The sequence below is a fragment of the Hymenobacter convexus genome, from assembly GCF_030580955.1.
Lineage (GTDB): Bacteria > Bacteroidota > Bacteroidia > Cytophagales > Hymenobacteraceae > Hymenobacter.
In genome coordinates, this window is record NZ_JAUQON010000009.1 from 63644 (window position 1) to 81955 (window position 18312).

An 18312-nucleotide genomic window follows, 5' to 3' on the forward strand; every position below is an offset into this window, starting at 1 on the left:
CTCTGCATGACGTTCTTCATTATTCTGCATTCCTGAATTTGCCCCCTAACCGGCATGAATAACAATACCAAAAAAGTCGACCCTACCGTTTTCGTCATTTTCGGCGGCACCGGCGATTTGAACGCCCGCAAGCTGGCCCCGGCGCTCTACAACTTGTTTCTGGACGGCTGGCTGCCCGCGCAGTTTGCTATCATCGGCACGGGCCGGACTGAGCTTACCGACCAGCAATTTCAGGAAAAGCTGCTGGAGGACATCAACGAGTTTTCGCGCACTGGCAAGCCGAAAAAAGACGTGTGGAGCACCTTCGCCCCGCACGTTGGCTACCAGGTGGCCGATGCGAAAAACGCGGAAACCTACAAGGCTTTCGGCCAACGTATCGCACAGCTGGAAAAGGAATGGAACGCCAAAGCCAACGTGATTTACTACCTGGCAGTGGCGCCGGAGTTCTTCCCCATCATCGCCACCAACCTGGCCAAGAGCAAGCTGGCCGACGACCCCAAGCGCACGCGCATCGTCATCGAGAAGCCGTTTGGGCACGATTTGGAATCGGCGCGGGCGCTGAACAAGCTGCTGGCCGACATTTTCGACGAGTGCCAGATTTACCGCATCGACCACTACCTGGGCAAGGAAACGGTGCAGAACATCATGGCCTTCCGCTTCGCCAATGCGCTGATGGAGCCGCTCTGGAACCGCAACTACATCGAGCACGTGCAGATTTCGGTGACCGAGCAGTTGGGCGTGGGCGACCGCAGCGGCTACTACGACGGCGCCGGTGCCTTGCGCGACATGATTCAGAACCACCTGCTGCAGCTGCTGTGCCTGGTGGCCATGGAGCCGCCCGTGAACTTCACGGCCGACGAGGTGCGCAACCGCAAGGTGGACGTGCTGCGCGCCATGCGCCGCTTCACGCCCGAGGAAGTGCGCGAGTCGGCCGTGCGCGGGCAGTACGCCAGCGGCTGGATTGAGGGCAAAAAGGTGCCCGGCTACCGCGAGGAGAAGGACGCCAACCCGACTTCGAACACCGAAACCTTCGCGGCGGTGAAGTTTTTCGTGGACAACTGGCGCTGGCAGGACGTGCCGTTTTACCTGCGCACCGGCAAGCGCCTGCACCGCTCGGCGTCCATCATCACCATCCAGTTCAAGGACGTGCCGCACTTCATCTTTCCGCCCGAAACGGCCGAAAGCTGGCAGCAAAACCGCCTCGTTATCAGCATTCAGCCCGAAATGAGCATCCGGCTGCAGGTGCAGGCCAAGCGCCCCGGCCTCGACATGATGCTCAACACCGTGGACATGGTGTTCGACTACAAGGGCACCTACACCAGCGAGGCCCCCGAAGCCTACGAAACCCTGCTGCTGGATACCATGATGGGCGACCAGACCCTGTTTATGCGCGGCGACCAGGTGGAGGCGGCCTGGGATTTGGTGATGCCCATTCTGCAGTCGTGGCAGGGCCGCACCAGCCAGAGCTTCCCCAACTATTCGGCCGACTCGTGGGGCCCGGAGCTGGCCGAAGCCCTCATTGCCCGCGACGGTTTTCACTGGTTTACCCTGCCCCTCAATGGAAAGAAATAACGCCCCGCAGCTGCACGTTTTCGCCACCGTAGAGGAAGTGCTGCACGGCCTCGCCGACTTGTTTGTGACGCTGGCCGAACGCGCCACGGCGGCGCGGGGCCGCTTTTCGGTGGCGCTGTCGGGCGGGGGCTCGCCCAAAAAGCTGTACGAGCTGCTGGCCTCCCCGGCCTACCGCGAGCGGGTGCGCTGGGAGCAGGTGTACTTCTTTTTCGGCGATGAGCGCAACGTGCCGGCCACCGACCCGCAAAGCAATTTCCGGATGGCCACCGAGGCGCTGCTGGCCCCACTCCACATCGCGCCCACGCAGGTTTTCGCCGTTCATACTTCCCTGCCGCCCGCCATGGCCGCCGAGGAATACACCCAAACCATCACGGATTTCTTCGGCGAAGCCGTGCCGCGCTTCGACCTGGTGCTGCTGGGGCTGGGCGATAATTCGCACACGGCTTCGCTGTTTCCGCACACCGCCGTGCTGCACGACGCCACGGTGGGCGCCCGCGAGGTCTTTGTGCCCGAGCTGGACGCGCACCGCATTACCCTCACCGCCCCCCTGCTCAACCTAGCCCACGCCGTGGCTTTCCTGGTGTACGGGGCCGATAAGGCTGCCGCGGTGAAGCACGTGCTGCGCGACGCGCCGGATGCGGAGGAGTTCCCGGCGCAGCTCATCGCGCCCAGCGAGGGTGAGTTGCACTGGTTTCTGGATGAGGCAGCGGCAGCGGAGACTTCTCAGTAATCAGCAGGAGGTAAAAGCTGCTGAACGCAAAGAAAGAACGGTCATGCTGAGCGCAGCCGAAGCATCTCTACTGCGCAAGCAATTTATTTACTTCGGCGGCAGAGATGCTTCGGCTGCGCTCAGCATGACCAGTTTTATGCGTTGGATTCCTGCAAAGTTTACGGGAGTTCCGCAAACCCCTCCGCTTCAGCGTCCGGCATCCCGGCCCGCACCACCAACGCCCGCGCCCCCTGCGCCACCACGGCTGCCTGCGCCATGCCAAGGAACAAACCGTGCTCCACGATGCCGGGAATGGCTTGCAGCTGCAAGGCCAGCTGCGCCGGGTCGGCGATGACGTTGAAATGACAATCGACCAGCAGGTTGCCCTGGTCGGAGCGGTAGAGGCCGTCAGGCTGCTGCGCATTGGGTCGCACTATGGGCGCGCCGCCTAGCGCTTCCACGGCATCGAGCACCCAGGGCAGGGCGAAGGGCACCACTTCGAGTGGAAGCGGAAAGCGGCCCAGCTGCGCCACGTATTTTGAGGAATCGGCGAGGATGAGCAGGTAATCGGAAGCGGTTTCCAGCACTTTTTCGCGGAGCAGCGCCCCGCCCCCGCCTTTTATCAGGCGCAACTGCGCGTCGAGCTCGTCGGCGCCGTCCACGGTGAGGTCGAAGCGCAGGCCCTGGCGCGGCTCCAGCAAAGGAATACCCAGCTGCCGGGCCAGGGCTTCGCTGGCCCGCGAGGTGGCGGTGGCCTGAATCTGCAGTTCGCCAGCCTGCACCTTTTCGCCTAGTAGGGTGATAAACGCGGCCGATGTGCTGCCGCTACCCAGCCCCAGCACCATGCCGCTGCGCACCCAGCCCAGGGCAGTGGCGGCGGCATGCCGCTTTTCGGCGTCTTGATTGGTCGGGGTTTCGGAAGCAGGTGCAGCCATGGGAGGAGTTGATTGGGATACGGTGAGCGCGCCACGAAAGTAGCGCGCGGGCCTTGAGTGCCCTGATAGCAGTGCGGAATGCGAGTGGCGAAAAAGAGGCCCGGAAACCAGAAAAACGGTTCAGGCACAATTAGGTAACGTCCCTGTCATCTTGGGCTAACAGGCGCCCGATAGTTTTGGCTCGTTGTTTCATCAAGCTAAAATTCATGCGCTTACACCCTTACTTTTCTTGTTTTTCGGCGGCTTTGCTACTGGCTTTTGGCGTTGCCGGCACGGCGGCCCAGGCCCAAACCGTGGCCCAGGGCTTCGAGAGCAGCGCGGCCGATACCTGGGCCTTCACGCCCACGCCCGCCACGTATAACGACCTCGCCGCCACCGACCAGTGGGCCGTGCTCACCACCATCGGCACGGCTAGCACCGGCCTCACGGTGGCCACGCCCTCGGCCGGCGCCAACCTGTGGGGCGGGCGCGATTTGGAAGGCCCGCTCACCGCCAACCTGAGCGTATGGCACTACCTGGACTTTGCGCCGGTGGCTATTGCCAGCGGCAGCGCGGCGGCCAATACGGTCACGTTCAAATACTTCACCAACGCCCTCGACACGCCCGATTCGCTGGCCTACGTGGTGCGCTTCGACAACGGCACGACCTGGCCCATTCCGCGCACCTACACCCAGCTCAGCAAAGACACCCAGGCCTGGACCACCGTCACGGTGCCCGTGCCAGCCGGCAGCACCCACGCCCGCCTGCGCCTGGCCGTGCGCCAGAACGGCAACGACGACTGGGTGGCCTTCGACGAAATCAGCCTGAGCCGCGTGGCTACGGCCGTCACGCCCGACCTGGGTTTCACTTCCAGCACCACGCCGCTTATTGTGAACGAAAATGCGGGCAGCGTCGCCATTCCGCTCAGCATTCGCAACGCGGGCACCGCGGCCAGCACCGTGCAGGCCATTGTGGCGCCGCTGGGCACGGCCACGGCCGGCTCGGATTTCACTTTCGCCGCCACTCAAACCATCACCTTCGCGCCGGGCAGCACCACGGCCACGCTCACGCTGCCTATTCTGGACGATGCTACGGCCGAAGCGGCCGAATACTTCACTGTGCGTCTCCAAAACCCCTCTAATGCCACGCTCACGGCCGGCGCCACCGAGTTTCTGGTGTTCATCAAGGACAATGACACGCAGGCCCCGGCCCGCACCAACAACCTGCGTCTGAACCTGCTGGGCAGCTACCAAAACGGCGCGAGCGGCACCAATTCGGCGGAAATCATCGCCCACGACCCCACCACGCAACGCCTGTACGTGGCCAATTCCGTTGGCGGCAAGCTCGATATTCTGAATTTTAGCACGCCCGGCGCGCTCACGTCGGTGGCCTCCATCAGCATCGCCGCTTACGGCGGCATCAATTCGGTGGCGGTGCGCAACGGGCTGGTGGCCTGTGCTGTGGAGAACACCAATCCGCAGGCCGATGGCAGCATCGTTTTCTTCGACCAGAACGGCACGTTCATCAAGCAGGTGACGGTGGGCGCGATGCCCGACATGATAACCTTCTCGCCCGACGGCCTGAAGCTCCTCACCGCCAACGAAGGCGAGCCCAATACCGCCTACACCACCGACCCGCTCGGCTCGGTTTCGGTGGTGGATATGACCGGCGGCATTGCGGCCGTGACCCAGGCCCGCGTGACCACGCTGGATTTCAGCGCCTACAACTCCCAGGCCGCCGCGTTGCGCACAGCAGGAGTCCGCATCTACGGCGGACCAGCGGGCACGCCCAGCAGCGTGGCGCAGGATTTGGAGCCGGAGTACGTGGCTGTTTCGGCCGACTCGCGCACGGCCTACATCGGCTTGCAGGAAAACAACGCCCTGGCCACCCTCGACCTCACCACGCTGCAGTTCACCGGCCTGCGCGCCATTGGCTTTCAGGACCACAGCCAGCCCGGCTTCAGCCTCGACGCTTCGGACCAAGCCGCCGATGTGCTGATGGCCAACTGGCCCATTCGTGGCATGCGCCAGCCCGATGCCATTGCATCGTTTGAGCTGCCGGCCAGCTTGGGCGGGGGCCGCTTCCTCATCACGGCCAACGAGGGCGACGCCCGCGAATACACCGGCATGAGCGAGGTCAACCGCCTCAGCGATGCCGCTTACGTGCTCGACCCCACGGCTTTCCCGCAGGCCGCCATGCTGAAAAACGCCAGTGCCCTGGGCCGCCTCAACGTGACCAACAAGCTGGGCGACACCGATGGCGACGGCGACTTCGACCAGATTTATGCCTTTGGTGGCCGTTCGTTCAGCATCCTGAATGCCAATACCGGCGCGTTGGTGCACGACAGCGGCGACCTGCTGGAGCGCGTGACGAGCACCGATGCCGCCTTCGGCAGCATCTTCAACGCCAGCAACACCACCGGCAACCCGGTGCGAAAAAACCGTTCCGACGACAAAGGCCCCGAGCCCGAAGGCACCACCATCGGCATGATTCGCGACACGACCTACGCTTTCGTGAGCATGGAGCGCGTGGGCGGGGTGGTGGTCCTGAACGTGAACGACCCGGCCAACCCGCGCCTGGTGCAGTACATCAACAACCGCAGCCTGACCACCGGCGTCGGCGACGAAGGTCCCGAGGGTATCGTCTTCGTGTCGGCCGCCAACAGCCCCACCGGCACCCCGCTCCTGCTACTGGCCAACGAGGTCAGCAGCACCGTGGCCGTGTACCAGATTGGCCTGCGCGGCACCGTCACGGCCGTGAAAAACGGCCTGGCCGCCCCCGAAGCCCTTTACTGCTTCCCCAACCCCGCCGCGCCCGATGCGGCCGTGCGCCTGAGCCGCCCCGTGGCCGGCGCCCTGCTCGACGGGCTGGGCCGCACCGTGCGTCAGCTGCCCGTGGCCACCGACAAGCTCGACGTGCGCGGCCTGCCGGCGGGTCTGTACCTGCTGCGCGCTACGGATGGTGCCACCAGCCGCCTGGTGGTGCGGTAAAGGCAGCGAATAGGCTGGCGTAGTCTAGGGCTGAGCCCAAAGTAGAACGTCATGCTGAGCGAAGCCGAAGCATCTCTACCGCGGAAGTAAATAATTACTCTTGCAGTAGAGATGCTTCGGCTTCGCTCAGCATGACGTTCTTTTTATTCGGTTTTGTTCAGCGAAGCGCCAACCGCGCCTACTTCGCCTTGCGCAGATAGATGTTCCCGTTCATGGTTTTCATCATCACCTCGGCGCCGCCGCCGTTCACTTTGCCATAGGTCCAGTCGTCGGTGCTGAGGCGGGTGAGGCCGTTTTGGGAGGTGCGCGTCACCTTATTGGCTGCTTTGTCCACGGCCACATCGAAGTCGCTGTACACCTCGCCGCGCTCGGATTTCATTTTCAACGCCGCCTTCAGGTTAGCGGGGAAGGTCACATCTACCTTGCCGTTGAGGGTGGAAAAGGCCATAGGCGTGCCGTTATTGATGCTTTTGAAGGTGGCGGTGAGGTTTCCGTTCACAGTGTTGGCCACGGCCGAGCCCGAGACGTCGGTGAGTTGGATGGCGCCGTTCACGTTCGAAATTTCCAGCTCGCCGCTCACGTTTTCCACAATAATATCGCCGTTGTTGACGGTGGTGAGCTGCAGCGAAAAGTTGTGGGGAACCTTGATGGTGAGGTCGACCGGCTGCGTGGGCACTTCGGTCGATACTTCCACGTGGTTGTTCTTTTCTTCCACGGTCAGGTTCAGGCCGCCGGCCGAGGAAAGGCGCTTCATGCCCGCCGGGGCTGGGGTTTCGGCGCGGCGGCTGCCCTGCTTGGGGCGGAAGGCGGCATCGACCACTACGTCTTTGCCACTATAGCCCGTGACGTGAATGGCGCCGAAGACGAGGCCCACTTCCAGCGTGCCGGGCTTGCCGGGCGCGCTCAGCGGCACGGTGAGCGTTTCTTTGGATTCTTTGCCTTCTTGCGCCCGGCTGGGCAGCGCGCAGCCAATCAGGGCGAGGACAAGAGTAGCCTGACGCGCCACCGGCGCGAGGGATAATCGAAGGAAATGATTCATGGTAATAAGCTGATTAACTAAATCTTGGAGACGATGACGTCGCCGTTGAGGGTTTCGAAGCGGAAGTCCGGCCCGCCTTTGCCGATGCGCACGGCCGTGTCCTTCGAAAGCCGGTACACGGTGCCGCCGCCGGAGCCCTCTTTGTTTTTGGTGACTTGCACCGGCAGCATTTCGGCATTCGGGAAGTCGGTCAGGAACTCGCCGTGCATGCTTTTAAAGTGCAGGTCGGCGCCGAGGCTGGCCGGGTAGTGCACCCGGATTTTGCCGTTGATGGTGTGGTAAGACGAGGCCCCGGGCGGGTTGGCGGCGTAGGTGGCGTCCACGTTGCCGTTCACGGTGCGGGCGCGGGTGGTGCCTTTCACGTTTTTGAGCGTGATGGGGCCGTTCACATTGTTCACGTTCAGCGGGCCAGTTACGTCCTCCACGGTCATCGAGCCGTTGTTCACGGTGCCCACGTGCAGGTTCATGGCGTAGGGCACTTTCACCACGAAATCGAACTCATAGCGGTAATCAATTTCGCGGTCGTTATTCCAGCGGCCGTGGCGGTCGTGGGGGCGCGAGTCGTAGGGCTCGGCGATGTATACCACCACGCTGTCGCCGTGCTGGGTGAAGCCCAGCTTCACCTCCTTCTGGCCCTGCGCCAGGGTGGCCGCGTCGTCGGCCCGCACGCTTTTGGTGGCTTCTACCAGCACTTTGCTGCCGGCGTAGCCTTGCACCGTCACCGAGCCGAAGATGTTGTAGAGGGCCAGCGTGCTCTTGCCGGCGTCGGCGGTGAGGGTGAATTCTTTGCTGATTTTTTCGGTGGCTTCCTTGCTCTGGGCCCGGCAGGCGCCGGCGCTAAGCAATAGCAGCAGCGCGCTCAGGCTGCGGCGAAGTGCGGGTTTGGTCATGGCGGGGAGGAGTTGAGGGCGCGGCGGGCCGGCCGGTTTGGATGGTTTGAATACTCTGTTCGATTTTGCTTTTCACCGATTCGTCAAGGCCCGGCTGTTGGAGCAGGCGGCGCAGCGGCTGCACCGAGCGGCGCTCCTGCAGCTGCACCATCACATCGGCTAGGGCGGCCTGCACCATCGGCGAGTCCTGCTGGGGCAGCGAATGCACCAGGCCCAGGCGCACGGTGGGGTCGTCGGCCAGCGGGGCCAGGGCTTCGAGGGTGGCCAGGCGCACGTTCACGTTGGGGTCGTGGTCGAGGGTGCTGAGCAGGGCGCTCACCACCTTGGCATTGGGGGCGCTCAGGTCTTTGGTGTAGCCCACGGCCCGCAGCCGCTCGGTGGCCGAGGGGTTGTCGATGAGCGAGAGCACCATCACCTGCCGCATCTGCGTCACCTGGGCCGTTAGCGTAGCCAATTGCTGCTGTTCGCCGGTGGGGGCGGCCGGCTTGTTATTCAGCCAGTAGCCGCCAATCAAGCCCACGCTCACCAAGCACAAGCTGTACACCGCCCGCAGAATGGGCCGCGGAATTTCCAGGTTCAGCCACCACTGCCATAGGCCTTTTAATGAATAGTCGGGCGTGGCCTTCATCTCTTGCTTAAACCCGGCCAGCATGGCATAGAACTCGGGGCGCACATGCTCACTGGGCTCGGGCGGGCGCACGGCGCCCAGGGTTTGCCACAGGCGCTGGGTGGCCTGCAGCTCCTCGCGGCAGTCGGCGCACCCGGCCAGGTGGGCCGTGAGCCGGGCCTGCTCCGCGTCGGAAAGCTGGCTGCTCAGGTAGTCGACCAACTGGTCTTTCACGTGTTCACAATTCATAGCGGAAGTCAATTTTCGATGCGCAGATAAGTTGTTTTCAGCTCGTTCATGGCGCGGTGCACGCGCACCTTCACGGCGCCTTCGGTGGTGCCCAGCACCTGGGCTATTTCCCCGTATTTCATCTCCTGAAAGCGGCTCAGCACCAACACTTCGCGGTGCTCAGGGCTGAGGCGGGCCAGCGCCTGGTGCAGAGCAGCTATTTCCTGGGCGCGCTCCAGGCCGGCATCGGCGGTGGCGCCGCCGGGCAGGTGCTCGGCCACCTCGTCCACGTCGGCGTGGTGCCGGGCGTGGCGGTTTTTCTTGATATGGTCGGCCAGCACGTTGCGGGCCAGGTGGTACATCCAGGTGCGGAACTCGCCCTCGCCGGTGAAGGTGTGGCGGTACTTCAGCATGCGGTAGAACACGTTCTGCACGAGGTCCTCGCTGGTGTCGGCGCGGCCCAGCATGTGGTAGAGAAAGCCGAAGAGCGGCCGGTGGTAGCGCTCAAAGAGCAGGCCCATCCGGTCCACGTCGCCGGCTTTCACCCGCAGCATCAAGGCGTTATCCGATAGCGAGTCCAAGCTGATAGGGGAAGGTTGTTAGGGTATTCAGTTGTGGACACCGCGCCAGCTCGGGAAGGTTACCGGAAGGTGAATATAATTTTTTAATGCGTGCTTACTCACCTGCTGCCTAGCTCCCGATTGCGCTTGATAATCAAGCAGAAAACCAAAAGCTAAACAGTTGATATAATGAATATTGCCTTTTGCTTTCCGCAACCCCGGCCCCGCCTCTGACCGTAAAGACGGTCCCGCGCCAGCCGCGGCACTTCCTTGCTTCTACTTCCTCTCCACATTTCCACTTTTCCAAACCGTTCTTTAATCATGAAGACCTCCAAAATTTTCCTCGCCGCCCTCCTCACCCTTGGCATGAGCAGCGCCGCTTTCGCCCAAACCACTACCGGCTCTACCACCGTCGGCGGCAGCACCAGCGGCTCGACCGGCGGCGCCATGACGACCTCCGGCACCACCTCAGGCACGATGGGCACCACCTCGGGCACCACCAGCGGCACCATGGGCACTACCAGCGGCACGATGGGTACTACTTCCGGCACCATGCGCACCACCAGCGGCAGCTACGGCACCACGTCGGGCACCACCTCCGGCACCACCTCGGGCCGCATGAAATCCAAAGGGGACATGAACCGCGGCAGCGGCAAGACCAAAACAAAGCCCATGCGCTAACCATTTGCGGCTCAAGGCCGTATAAAAATCAGAAACCGGTTGTTTCTTCCGAAGCGGCCGGTTTTTTTGTTTCTTCCTCCTCTCCCCTCCCCCATGAAATCGCTGCTACTAGTTGCCGGCTTGCTGCTCAGTGCCGCCGCCCAGGCCCAAACCATTCCCATCGACCCCTCGGCGCCCGTGCGTGGCGGCAGCCAGGGCCAGACCACCATCCCGCCCGTCAATCCGGCCCTGAACCAAAGCACCATCCAAGGCCCTCCCGACATTCAGCGCACGCCCACCAACCGCGACGCTCAGATGAGCCGCCCCTTGTCAAATCCCGGCGGGGCCATCATTCCGGCTGGCACGCCGGAGCTGTCGCCCACTTCCGTGCCCGACGTGCGCGAGCAGCCCATCATGCGCGACGCCCGCCCCCGGCAGTCGACCGACATTGTGCCCAGCCGCTCACGCCGCAGCAACAGCAGCAACGTGCCGCGTCAGTAGTGAGCTGATGGACCGTTATGCTTCGGCTATGCTCAGCATGACGAACCTATTGAAAGCAAAAAAGCCCCGGCCAGAAATTGGCCGGGGCTTTTTGTTTGAATTTGAAACACGCAAAGACCTATTTTTTGGTTTTTGCGGCGTGGGCCAGCAGGTCGCCGCCGTGCTTGCGCAGCAGGTCGGCCAGCTCTTGTAGCGGCTTTTTCAAGTCATCTGCGGCTTGTCGGCTCACCTGGCTGGTCTGGTCGCCGAGCATGGTGAGCGAGTTGCCGATGGCCGTGGCGCTCAAGGCCCCGCTGGTGAGCAAGGATTGCAGGTTGCCGATTTCGCGGGCAATGTCCTGCAGGCCGGGCAGGCCGCTTTGCAGAAACTGCTGCTGCCAGGTTTCGGTGTTGTCCATGGCCGAACCCAAGGGGAGGCTGGTAAGGCCGTTTTTGAGGGCGCTGATGGTGGCGAGGAGGTGGTCGGAAGGCATGTTTGGTGGGTTTATGGATTGGTGAGTTGGCAGGTTGCCGCCTGCGGTTAGCTGACGACCTTTTTCGGGGCGCGCTTGGCTTTGGTGGGTGCGTTGGGGGCGGGCGGCAGGTTAAGGGGCGGCACGGGCAGATTGGGGGCGGGCGCGCTCAGGCCCCGCTCGCGCAGGATGGCCACGGCGCGCAGGGCGCTGGCTTCCTTGTTCTTGATTTCGAGCATAATATCGAAATCGAGGCCGCGCAGGTGGGTGAGGAATTCGCGGAAGGAGTCGTCCACGAGGTCGTCGGTGTGCTTGCCTTTGCGCTCGCCCAAGGCCTGCGAGCTGTAGTCCATCATGGGCACGCCGTCGGCGGTGGGGTGCCAGGTGCCAGCGGCCAGGCGCAGGGCCTCGGCCATGGGCTCGCCGTGGTTGAGGCACTCGTGGTGGAAATTATCGAAGAGAATGGGCACGCCGGTCAGCTCGTGCAGGTGCAGGCAGTCGCGCAGCGAAAACAGCCGGTCGTCGTTTTCCACCACCACGCGGGCCTTCACGGCCGCGGGCAGCGTGGCGTGCACCTGCGCAAAGCGGCTGATGGCTAGCTCCCGCTCGCCATACAGCCCGCCCACGTGAATCTGGAGCTTGGCCGTGCCATCGAGGCCCATCAAATCCTGCATCGAGCCCTGGTACACCAGCTCCTGAATGCTGCGCCGCACAATGTCGGGGCTGGGCGAGTTCAGCACCACAAACTGGTCGGGGTGGAAGCTCACCCGCAGGTTGTTGGCCTTGATGTAGTCGCCGATTTCGCGAAACTCAGCCGCGAAGTGGGTTTGCCAGGGAAAGGTGTTGATTTCGTGCGAGCCGAAGGGCACGATGCCCGAGCCCATCCGGAAAAAGAGTAGGCCCTGAGCCACGTTCCATTCCAGCATACGGCGCAGGCAGGCCAGGTTGGCCGACACGGCCGCGATGAGGCGTTCTTCCGAATAAGAGGCCAGCCGGAAGGTGTTGGCCGCGCTGCAGTCCATCGCCTCGTTCACGCAGGGATACCCGATTTTCATCTCCGGGCTTACGCTTATTGACAGTGAACAGTTATCGGCAAAAAAAGAACGTCATGCTGAGCGCAGCCGAAGCATCTCTACCACAATACTAAATCTGACGAATGGGATTAGCTGCGCAGTAGAGATGCTTCGGCTGCGCTCAGCATGACGTTCTCAATTCGTTACTACTGTCGGTCCTACGGCTCGTAGCCGCGGTTATCGCGGAAGGCCTTGTTGTACTGGGCGCGGGCTTTGCGGCGCTTCTCGGCATCCAGCTCGGCTTGGATTTCCTCCATCTTGCGGCGCTGCTTGCCTTCGCGCGAAAACTGGTCGTAAATCAGGCTGATGGGGCTGGCGATGGTGGGCACCGGAGCCTTGGGCGCCGTGGAGTCGACGGCGAAAAGGGGCTTGGGCGCGGGCGGGCGCTTCACGCCGCTCACCACGGGCGGCTTGGGGCGCTTGATGTTGCGCAGGGCCCGGTTGATGATGGCGCGGTCGGCGCGGTCGCTCACCACCTCTACTTCGCCCAGCTGCACGCTGTCGCGCGCCAGCTGGATGCGCACCACCAGTTGCGAGAGGCCGGTGCCACCCATGGGCATCTTCTGGGTTTTGAAGCCGAGGGCGCGAAACAGTACGGTGTCAGTGGGCAGCACGTCGAGGCCAAAGTTGCCGGTGGCATCGGTCACCACGCCGCGGCGGGTGCGCTGCACCTGCACGGTGGCGCCCGGCACGGGCAGGCGCGAGCCGGCTTCGGCCACGCTGCCCGTCAGGCGCACCGTGTTGGGCCCTTGGGCGCGGGCCGCGCCGGTGCCCAGCAGCCACAATACGGCCAGCAGCCACAGCCGCTGGCGTTGTTGGGGCCAAACACCACGTACACAGGGCACTACTTTCGCAAACATCAATAAACTACGCACAAACTGACTACAAAGTAGCAACCCAATGAGCCAAAAAAAGCCTGCCCCGTTGCAAGGGCAGGCTTTTCTACGATGGTTCGGCCGATTGCATCGACCAAACCCTTAATTTTTAACTTTCGTGCCGTCGGCATCTTTGGTTTTCACCTTGCCGTTTTCTTTCACCTTGATTTTGCTGCCGTCGTCGGCTTTGGCTTTCATTTTCGAAACGCCTGCGGCGTCGGCACCGCTCATGCCGTTGTCGGTGGTCGTGGTGGTGGTTTCTTCCGTGGTGGTCATCGTCGAGGAAGACGGAGCCATGGAGCTGGACGCCGTGTCCGACATCGACGAAGACGACATGCTGGCGTCGTCGGAGTAGTTGCTGTCGTCGTAGGTCGAGCGGCTCGACTCGTAGGCCTGGTACTGGGTGGGGTCCACGAAAATCACTTTGAATTCCTGGTCCTCGGCTTTGTAGGCGTCGCGCATGGCGGCGGCCATGCCGGTGGTGTCGGTGGTGTATTTGCTGCGCAGGTCATTCATGCGCTTGTAGCGGTTCACGTACACGGTGCGGATTTTGGTCTTGGTCGCCTCGTCCGTGATTTTCATGTTGGCCGCCATCTTGTCGGCAATCTGCTGGGCACGGGCCTCAATCTGGGCGTCCGTCATGGGGCCCGTGGTGGTTGTGGTCGTGGTGGTCATCGTGCCATCGGCCGGGGTGGTCGTGGTTTCGGTGGTTTTTTCCTGCGAGCAGGAAGCCAGCGACAGGGCAGCAGCGCCCGCTAGAATCAAAAGGGAATTTTTCATGAGAAGGGAGATTGAAAGGGCTTCAACCGTAGGTGGTTGAATTGTTGAGGGGCCTTTACGGCAAGGCCGCAACGGATGTTACCACAACGGTATATTTCACTACTTCCTCATTAGGCCCGCCGCAGCTCAAACACCGTGATTTCGGGCAGGAAGCCCACCCGCCCCGGGTAGCCCAAAAAGCCCAGTCCCACGTTCACGTACAGCTTCTGGCGGCCTTGCTCGTACAGGCCGGCCCACTGTTTGTAGGCGTACTGCACGGGGCTCCACTTCAGAAACGGCAGGTTCAGGCCGAACTGCATGCCGTGGGTGTGGCCGCTGAGGGTGAGGTCGATGTCGGGGTACTTCAGGATGTGCGATTCCCAGTACGAAGGGTCGTGCGAGAGCAGGATTTTGAAGGGCGCGTCGCCGCTGGCGGCGTGGGCCTTGGGCAGGTTGCCGTAGGTGTGAAAGTTAAGGTGGGAGCTGCTGTTCTGGATGCCCACGATGGCGATTTTATCGCCGCCGCGCTCAATAAAGTGGGTGGTGTCGTTGAGCAGCGTCCAGCCCATTTTGGCGTGGTTCTGCATCAGACGCTCCAGGTTCTGGCGCCACAGGGCGCGGTCGTCGCGGAATTCGGCCACGTAGTCGCCGTAGTCGTGGTTGCCGAGGCTGGAGAAGATGGGCAGGTCGGACTTGATTTTGGAGAGGGCCGGAATGTGCGGCTCTACTTCTTCGGCGCGGTTGTTCACCAGGTCGCCGGTCATCAGGATGAGGTCGGCGCCCTGGCGGTTTATCATGGCCACGGCGCGCTCCAGCGGCTCCGTCGAGTTGAAGCTGCCGGTGTGCAGGTCGGATATCTGTAGCACCTTGAAGCCGTCGAAGCCCGCCGGCAGGTTGGGGTATTTCAGCGTGACGCGGCGCACAGTGTAGTCGGTGGCGCCTTTGGCCATGCCCCACAGCAAACCCACAAACGGAATGGCGCCCAGCCCCAGCGCCAGCTTGGCAATGAACTCGCTACGCGGAATAGCTGTGCTGCTGCCGTCGGACGCGCGCGGGGCGCTGAACGAGCGCACCAGCCGCGTGAGGTCTTCGAGCAGCAGCGGCAAGAGCATGACCAGCTTGGCGGCCAGCAGCAGCAGCGGCAAGCTCATGAGGTAGCTTTTGAGGACAGTGTGGCCGTTTTGGCGGGTGCTGCCGGCCCAGATGGCCAAGGCCCACACGGCCACCGTGAGTACCCAATACCCTATGTTCACCCCGCGCCGCGCACCCGGCGACAGGTGCTGCGCCACCGTCCGCACTGCCTGATATCCGTACCATTCGGCCAACACCACCAGCCCCAACACCAACCACAACACAATCGGATTTCGCATATTCTAAATAAAAGCACTGAACGCCCCAGCTGCTTAACGCTGCAGCGGGCCGCAGGTTTAAACGCGCCGGGGCGGCTTTTGCTTTACATTTAATCGACTTTTTACCTTCTACCACCCCTGCACCGCATGGAACTGCCTGACCAACTGCCCGAACTAAGCCCCGCCTACCCCGCTCCCGCCACCGGCATCAAGAGCTGGGCCGAGGATGACCGGCCGCGCGAAAAGCTCATGAGCAAGGGCCGGGCTACCCTCTCCGATGCCGAGCTGCTGGCCATCCTCATCGGCTCGGGCACCACCAGGCTCACGGCCGTCGACGTGGGCAAGCTTATGCTCCAGGGCGTCGGCAACGACCTCAACGCTCTGGCCCGCGAGAGCGTGAAGCAGCTCTGCCGCCACCCCGGCATTGGCCCGGCCAAGGCCATCACGGTAGTGGCCGCGCTGGAGCTGGGCCGCCGCCGCAAGGAAGCCGACGCGCCGGCACGCGCCACCATCACCTGCTCGCGCGACATCTACAACCTCATGCGTCCGCACCTACTCGACTTGCCGCACGAGGAATTCTGGGTCATCCTGCTGAACCGGGCCAACGTGGTGATGCGCAAAACGGCCATCAGCCGCGGCGGCGTGGCTGGCACCGTGGCCGACCCCAAAATGATTTTCAAAGAAGCTCTGGAGCAGCTGGCCAGCAGCATCATCCTGGTGCACAACCACCCCAGCGGCAACCGCAACCCCAGCGGCGCGGATATTCAGCTCACCAAAAAGCTAAAAGAAGCCGGCGGCTTTCTTGATTTGCCGATTCTGGACCACTTGATTTTTGCCGAGCAGGGTTACTACAGCTTTGCGGATGAGGGGATTTTGTAGGGTGGGGGGCATTGGCCGGGCTTCATCGTCTGGCTGATAGCGCCTGTTTGAATTGTGCACAAAGTAGTTTGATAGGTATTATGCTGCCCTGCCAGCGCGGGGGACCTTTGTATTGCTTCTGGTTCGGAAGCATTCACCCTCACAGCTACTTACCATGGCACACCAACAAGTTTGGTTCATCACCGGCGCCGGCCGGGGATTGGGCCTTTATATTGCCCAGGCGGCGCTGGCCGCGGGGCACGTCGTCGTGGCCACCGGCCGCAACCCCGAGAAAGTAACCCAGGCCCTAGGTACCGCCGACAACCTGTTGGTAGTGAAACTGGACATCACGAGCCCGGCCGACGCCGAGGCCGCAGTGCAGGCCACTGTCGACCGGTTTGGCCGTTTGGACGTGCTGGTCAACAACGCCGCCAACTTCTACGCCGGCTTCTTCGAGGAGCTGGGCCCGGAACAGATAAACCAGCAGCTGGCCACCAGCCTGCTCGGCCCGATGCACGTGACCCGGGCCGTGCTGCCGGTGCTACGCCGGCAGGGCGCCGGCCAGGTCATCACCATTTCGTCCACGGCCGGCCTCGTGGGCTTCGAGTTCGGCGCGGCTTATGCTGCTTCTAAGTTCGGCCTCGAAGGCTGGATGCAGTCCTTGCAGGCGGAGGTCGCGCCATTTGGCATCGAAACGCTGGTAGTGAACCCGGGATTTTTCCGCACCGAGCTGCTCACCGAAGAGTCGACCAACTTCGCCGAGCACCCCATTGCCGACTACGACGAGCGCCGGGCAGCCCAACTGCAGTTTTGGAAAGGCTACAACGGCCAGCAGTCGGGCGACCCCGCCAAGCTGGCGCAGGCCTTGCTGACCATATCCAACCAAACGCCTTTGCCACAGCGCTTTATTGCCGGCGCCGATGCCGTGACCACCGCCGAGCAGGTCGCCGCTACACTGCTACAGCAAACGGCGGCCTACCGCGAACTGTCGTCCTCGCTCTCGTTTGACGAGGCCGGTTCCAGCAACTAATTCTGTCGGCGCTTTATGCAAACGAACCTGCTGTCCACCGAAGGACCCGCCGGGCCCGGCCGGGACCTGAGTCGCCGCGACTTTGTGACCAAAGCCGCCCTGCTCGGGGCCGGCCTGGCCGCGGCGCCCGCGTTGCTGGCCGCCGCCCCCGAGCCAACCAAGCCCCACCTGAACGGGCACGACCAGGCACCACCCACCCCAAACCACGCGATGAAAACCCGAAGACTGGGCACGCTTGCCGTGTCGGAAATGGGCGCCGGCTGCATGAGCATCAGTGCCAACTATGGCCCGCCCGCCGACAAAAAGCAGGGCATCCAACTTCTGCGCACCGCTTATGAGCAGGGCGTCCGCTTCTTCGATACCGCCGAAGTGTACGGCCCCTACACCAGCGAAGAATTGGTGGGCGAAGCGCTGGCGCCATTCCGCAACCAGGTGGTCATCGCCAGCAAGTTCGGCTTCAAGATTGACGGCACCACCGCCCTCGACAGCCGCCCCGAGCACATTCGTAAAGTGGTGGAGGCGTCGCTGAAGCGCCTGCGCACCGACCGGATTGACATCTACTACCAGCACCGCGTCGACCCCAGCGTGCCCATCGAAGAGGTGGCCGGGGCCATCAAAGACCTTATTGGGCAAGGCAAAGTGCTGCATTTCGGCCTCTCGGAAGCCGGGGCCCGCACCATTCGCCGGGCCCACGCCGTGCAGCCGGTGAGCGCCGTGCAAAGCGAATATTCCTTCCTAGAACGAAGCCCCGAGCACAACGGCGTGCTGGCTACCTGCGAGGAACTCGGTATTGGCTTCGTGCCGTGGGGCCCGGTGGGCATGGGCTACCTGACCGGCACCCTCGACGCCCGCACCAAGCTGGACCCGAAAACGGACCTGCGCGCCGGCTTCGACCGCTTTACGCCGGCCGCCCTGGCGGCTAACCGGCCGGTTGTGGATTTGCTGACTCAGCTTGCAGAAAAGAAAAACGCCACGCCGGCCCAACTGGCGCTGGCTTGGCTCCTGGCCCGGAAGCCCTTTATTGTGCCCATCCCCGGCACCCGCAACCTGGCCCACCTGCACGAAAACCTCGGCGCGCTCCAGGTGACGCTAACCCCGGCCGAGTTGCAGGCGTTGGAAACGGGTTTCGCCCGCCTCCAGATGCAGGGCGGCCGCATGAACCCCGCGCAAATGCAGCAAGTGGAAGCCTGAGCGCGCCGTTACCCATTGCCTAGCCATAGCCGACGTTCATCGCCCTGCGTATTCTC

The 18312-nt window shown here is 62.9% G+C and carries 18 protein-coding genes; 8 read left to right on the top strand and 10 right to left on the bottom strand.

The features are described 5' to 3' along the window. The first annotated feature begins 54 nt into the window (after positions 1-54). Together zwf and pgl are read left to right on the top strand one after the other, a co-directional pair. Positions 55-1572: a glucose-6-phosphate dehydrogenase gene (gene zwf, locus Q4S41_RS18260; protein WP_305032576.1), complete on the top strand. Its 1518-nt coding sequence runs from the start codon at positions 55-57 to the stop codon at positions 1570-1572. Then, positions 1559-2302 carry a 6-phosphogluconolactonase gene (pgl, locus tag Q4S41_RS18265; RefSeq protein WP_305032577.1) on the top strand — a complete coding sequence of 248 codons (744 nt, stop codon included), beginning with the start codon at positions 1559-1561 and terminating at the stop codon, positions 2300-2302. Before zwf ends, pgl begins: the two co-directional genes overlap by 14 nt. 158 nt (positions 2303-2460) lie before the next feature. Here pgl and rpiA read toward each other — a convergent pair whose 3' ends face one another. Beyond that, positions 2461-3216, bottom strand: a complete 756-nt coding sequence (rpiA, locus tag Q4S41_RS18270; protein WP_305032578.1) for a ribose-5-phosphate isomerase RpiA — start codon at positions 3214-3216, stop codon at positions 2461-2463. A gap of 206 nt (positions 3217-3422) precedes the next feature. Between rpiA and Q4S41_RS18275 the strand changes: the two genes are divergently transcribed. Beyond that, entirely contained in the window at positions 3423-6185 is a 2763-nt protein-coding gene (locus tag Q4S41_RS18275) for a choice-of-anchor I family protein (protein ID WP_305032579.1), read from the top strand. Positions 6186-6363: 178 nt separating this feature from the next. Here Q4S41_RS18275 and Q4S41_RS18280 read toward each other — a convergent pair whose 3' ends face one another. From Q4S41_RS18280 to Q4S41_RS18295, 4 genes are read right to left on the bottom strand one after another with little or no spacing between them, the layout of a single operon-like run. Then, positions 6364-7224 carry a DUF4097 family beta strand repeat-containing protein gene (locus Q4S41_RS18280; RefSeq protein WP_305032580.1) on the bottom strand — a complete coding sequence of 287 codons (861 nt, stop codon included), beginning with the start codon at positions 7222-7224 and terminating at the stop codon, positions 6364-6366. Positions 7225-7241: 17 nt separating this feature from the next. After that, positions 7242-8114 (bottom strand): DUF4097 family beta strand repeat-containing protein, encoded by an 873-nt coding sequence (locus Q4S41_RS18285; RefSeq protein ID WP_305032581.1) that lies wholly within the window; start codon positions 8112-8114, stop codon positions 7242-7244. Beyond that, the gene (locus Q4S41_RS18290) at positions 8062-8970 is read right to left on the bottom strand and encodes a zf-HC2 domain-containing protein (protein WP_305032582.1); all 909 of its coding nucleotides are present in this window, start codon (positions 8968-8970) and stop codon (positions 8062-8064) included. Before Q4S41_RS18290 ends, Q4S41_RS18285 begins: the two co-directional genes overlap by 53 nt. A gap of 8 nt (positions 8971-8978) precedes the next feature. Next, positions 8979-9503 carry an RNA polymerase sigma factor gene (locus tag Q4S41_RS18295; protein WP_305032725.1) on the bottom strand — a complete coding sequence of 175 codons (525 nt, stop codon included), beginning with the start codon at positions 9501-9503 and terminating at the stop codon, positions 8979-8981. Positions 9504-9830: 327 nt separating this feature from the next. Between Q4S41_RS18295 and Q4S41_RS18300 the strand changes: the two genes are divergently transcribed. Together Q4S41_RS18300 and Q4S41_RS18305 are read left to right on the top strand one after the other, a co-directional pair. After that, positions 9831-10190: a hypothetical protein gene (locus Q4S41_RS18300; RefSeq protein ID WP_305032583.1), complete on the top strand. Its 360-nt coding sequence runs from the start codon at positions 9831-9833 to the stop codon at positions 10188-10190. A 93-nt stretch (positions 10191-10283) separates the two neighbouring features. Then, positions 10284-10670, top strand: a complete 387-nt coding sequence (locus tag Q4S41_RS18305; RefSeq protein WP_305032584.1) for a hypothetical protein — start codon at positions 10284-10286, stop codon at positions 10668-10670. Between the two features lie 118 nt (positions 10671-10788). Here the strand turns inward: Q4S41_RS18305 and Q4S41_RS18310 are convergent, their stop codons facing one another. The 5 genes from Q4S41_RS18310 to Q4S41_RS18330 form a co-directional block, all read right to left on the bottom strand. After that, the gene (locus Q4S41_RS18310; RefSeq protein WP_305032585.1) at positions 10789-11142 is read right to left on the bottom strand and encodes a hypothetical protein; all 354 of its coding nucleotides are present in this window, start codon (positions 11140-11142) and stop codon (positions 10789-10791) included. A 47-nt stretch (positions 11143-11189) separates the two neighbouring features. After that, positions 11190-12176 carry a UV DNA damage repair endonuclease UvsE gene (gene uvsE, locus Q4S41_RS18315; protein ID WP_305032586.1) on the bottom strand — a complete coding sequence of 329 codons (987 nt, stop codon included), beginning with the start codon at positions 12174-12176 and terminating at the stop codon, positions 11190-11192. Positions 12177-12352: 176 nt separating this feature from the next. Further along, complete coding sequence (locus Q4S41_RS18320; protein ID WP_305032587.1) at positions 12353-13069, bottom strand: carboxypeptidase-like regulatory domain-containing protein; 717 nt, start codon at positions 13067-13069, stop codon at positions 12353-12355. A 102-nt stretch (positions 13070-13171) separates the two neighbouring features. Next, positions 13172-13849 carry a hypothetical protein gene (locus tag Q4S41_RS18325; protein ID WP_305032588.1) on the bottom strand — a complete coding sequence of 226 codons (678 nt, stop codon included), beginning with the start codon at positions 13847-13849 and terminating at the stop codon, positions 13172-13174. A 110-nt stretch (positions 13850-13959) separates the two neighbouring features. After that, on the bottom strand, positions 13960-15198 hold the full coding sequence (locus Q4S41_RS18330; protein WP_305032589.1) for a metallophosphoesterase: 1239 nt from the start codon (positions 15196-15198) through the stop codon (positions 13960-13962). A 126-nt stretch (positions 15199-15324) separates the two neighbouring features. On the opposite strand from Q4S41_RS18330, the gene radC reads away from it, so the two are divergent. From radC to Q4S41_RS18345, 3 genes are all read left to right on the top strand, one after another. Next, positions 15325-16056: a RadC family protein gene (gene radC / locus Q4S41_RS18335; protein ID WP_305032590.1), complete on the top strand. Its 732-nt coding sequence runs from the start codon at positions 15325-15327 to the stop codon at positions 16054-16056. Between the two features lie 154 nt (positions 16057-16210). After that, on the top strand, positions 16211-17065 hold the full coding sequence (locus Q4S41_RS18340; RefSeq protein WP_305032591.1) for an SDR family oxidoreductase: 855 nt from the start codon (positions 16211-16213) through the stop codon (positions 17063-17065). A 15-nt stretch (positions 17066-17080) separates the two neighbouring features. Beyond that, positions 17081-18256 (top strand): aldo/keto reductase, encoded by a 1176-nt coding sequence (locus Q4S41_RS18345; protein WP_369811326.1) that lies wholly within the window; start codon positions 17081-17083, stop codon positions 18254-18256. Positions 18257-18312: the final 56 nt, after the last annotated feature.

Coding starts and splice junctions, on each gene's coding strand:
- Q4S41_RS18280 (WP_305032580.1), bottom strand. CDS start 7,224: ATGAATCATTTCCTTCGATTATCCCTCGCGCCGGTGGCGCGTCAGGCT.
- Q4S41_RS18300 (WP_305032583.1), top strand. CDS start 9,831: ATGAAGACCTCCAAAATTTTCCTCGCCGCCCTCCTCACCCTTGGCATG.
- radC (WP_305032590.1), top strand. CDS start 15,325: ATGGAACTGCCTGACCAACTGCCCGAACTAAGCCCCGCCTACCCCGCT.
- Q4S41_RS18275 (WP_305032579.1), top strand. CDS start 3,423: ATGCGCTTACACCCTTACTTTTCTTGTTTTTCGGCGGCTTTGCTACTG.
- Q4S41_RS18325 (WP_305032588.1), bottom strand. CDS start 13,849: ATGAAAAATTCCCTTTTGATTCTAGCGGGCGCTGCTGCCCTGTCGCTG.
- Q4S41_RS18330 (WP_305032589.1), bottom strand. CDS start 15,198: ATGCGAAATCCGATTGTGTTGTGGTTGGTGTTGGGGCTGGTGGTGTTG.
- Q4S41_RS18345 (WP_369811326.1), top strand. CDS start 17,081: ATGCAAACGAACCTGCTGTCCACCGAAGGACCCGCCGGGCCCGGCCGG.
- Q4S41_RS18305 (WP_305032584.1), top strand. CDS start 10,284: ATGAAATCGCTGCTACTAGTTGCCGGCTTGCTGCTCAGTGCCGCCGCC.
- pgl (WP_305032577.1), top strand. CDS start 1,559: ATGGAAAGAAATAACGCCCCGCAGCTGCACGTTTTCGCCACCGTAGAG.
- Q4S41_RS18290 (WP_305032582.1), bottom strand. CDS start 8,970: ATGAATTGTGAACACGTGAAAGACCAGTTGGTCGACTACCTGAGCAGC.
- Q4S41_RS18295 (WP_305032725.1), bottom strand. CDS start 9,503: ATGCTGCGGGTGAAAGCCGGCGACGTGGACCGGATGGGCCTGCTCTTT.
- Q4S41_RS18285 (WP_305032581.1), bottom strand. CDS start 8,114: ATGACCAAACCCGCACTTCGCCGCAGCCTGAGCGCGCTGCTGCTATTG.
- Q4S41_RS18340 (WP_305032591.1), top strand. CDS start 16,211: ATGGCACACCAACAAGTTTGGTTCATCACCGGCGCCGGCCGGGGATTG.
- zwf (WP_305032576.1), top strand. CDS start 55: ATGAATAACAATACCAAAAAAGTCGACCCTACCGTTTTCGTCATTTTC.
- Q4S41_RS18310 (WP_305032585.1), bottom strand. CDS start 11,142: ATGCCTTCCGACCACCTCCTCGCCACCATCAGCGCCCTCAAAAACGGC.
- rpiA (WP_305032578.1), bottom strand. CDS start 3,216: ATGGCTGCACCTGCTTCCGAAACCCCGACCAATCAAGACGCCGAAAAG.
- uvsE (WP_305032586.1), bottom strand. CDS start 12,176: ATGAAAATCGGGTATCCCTGCGTGAACGAGGCGATGGACTGCAGCGCG.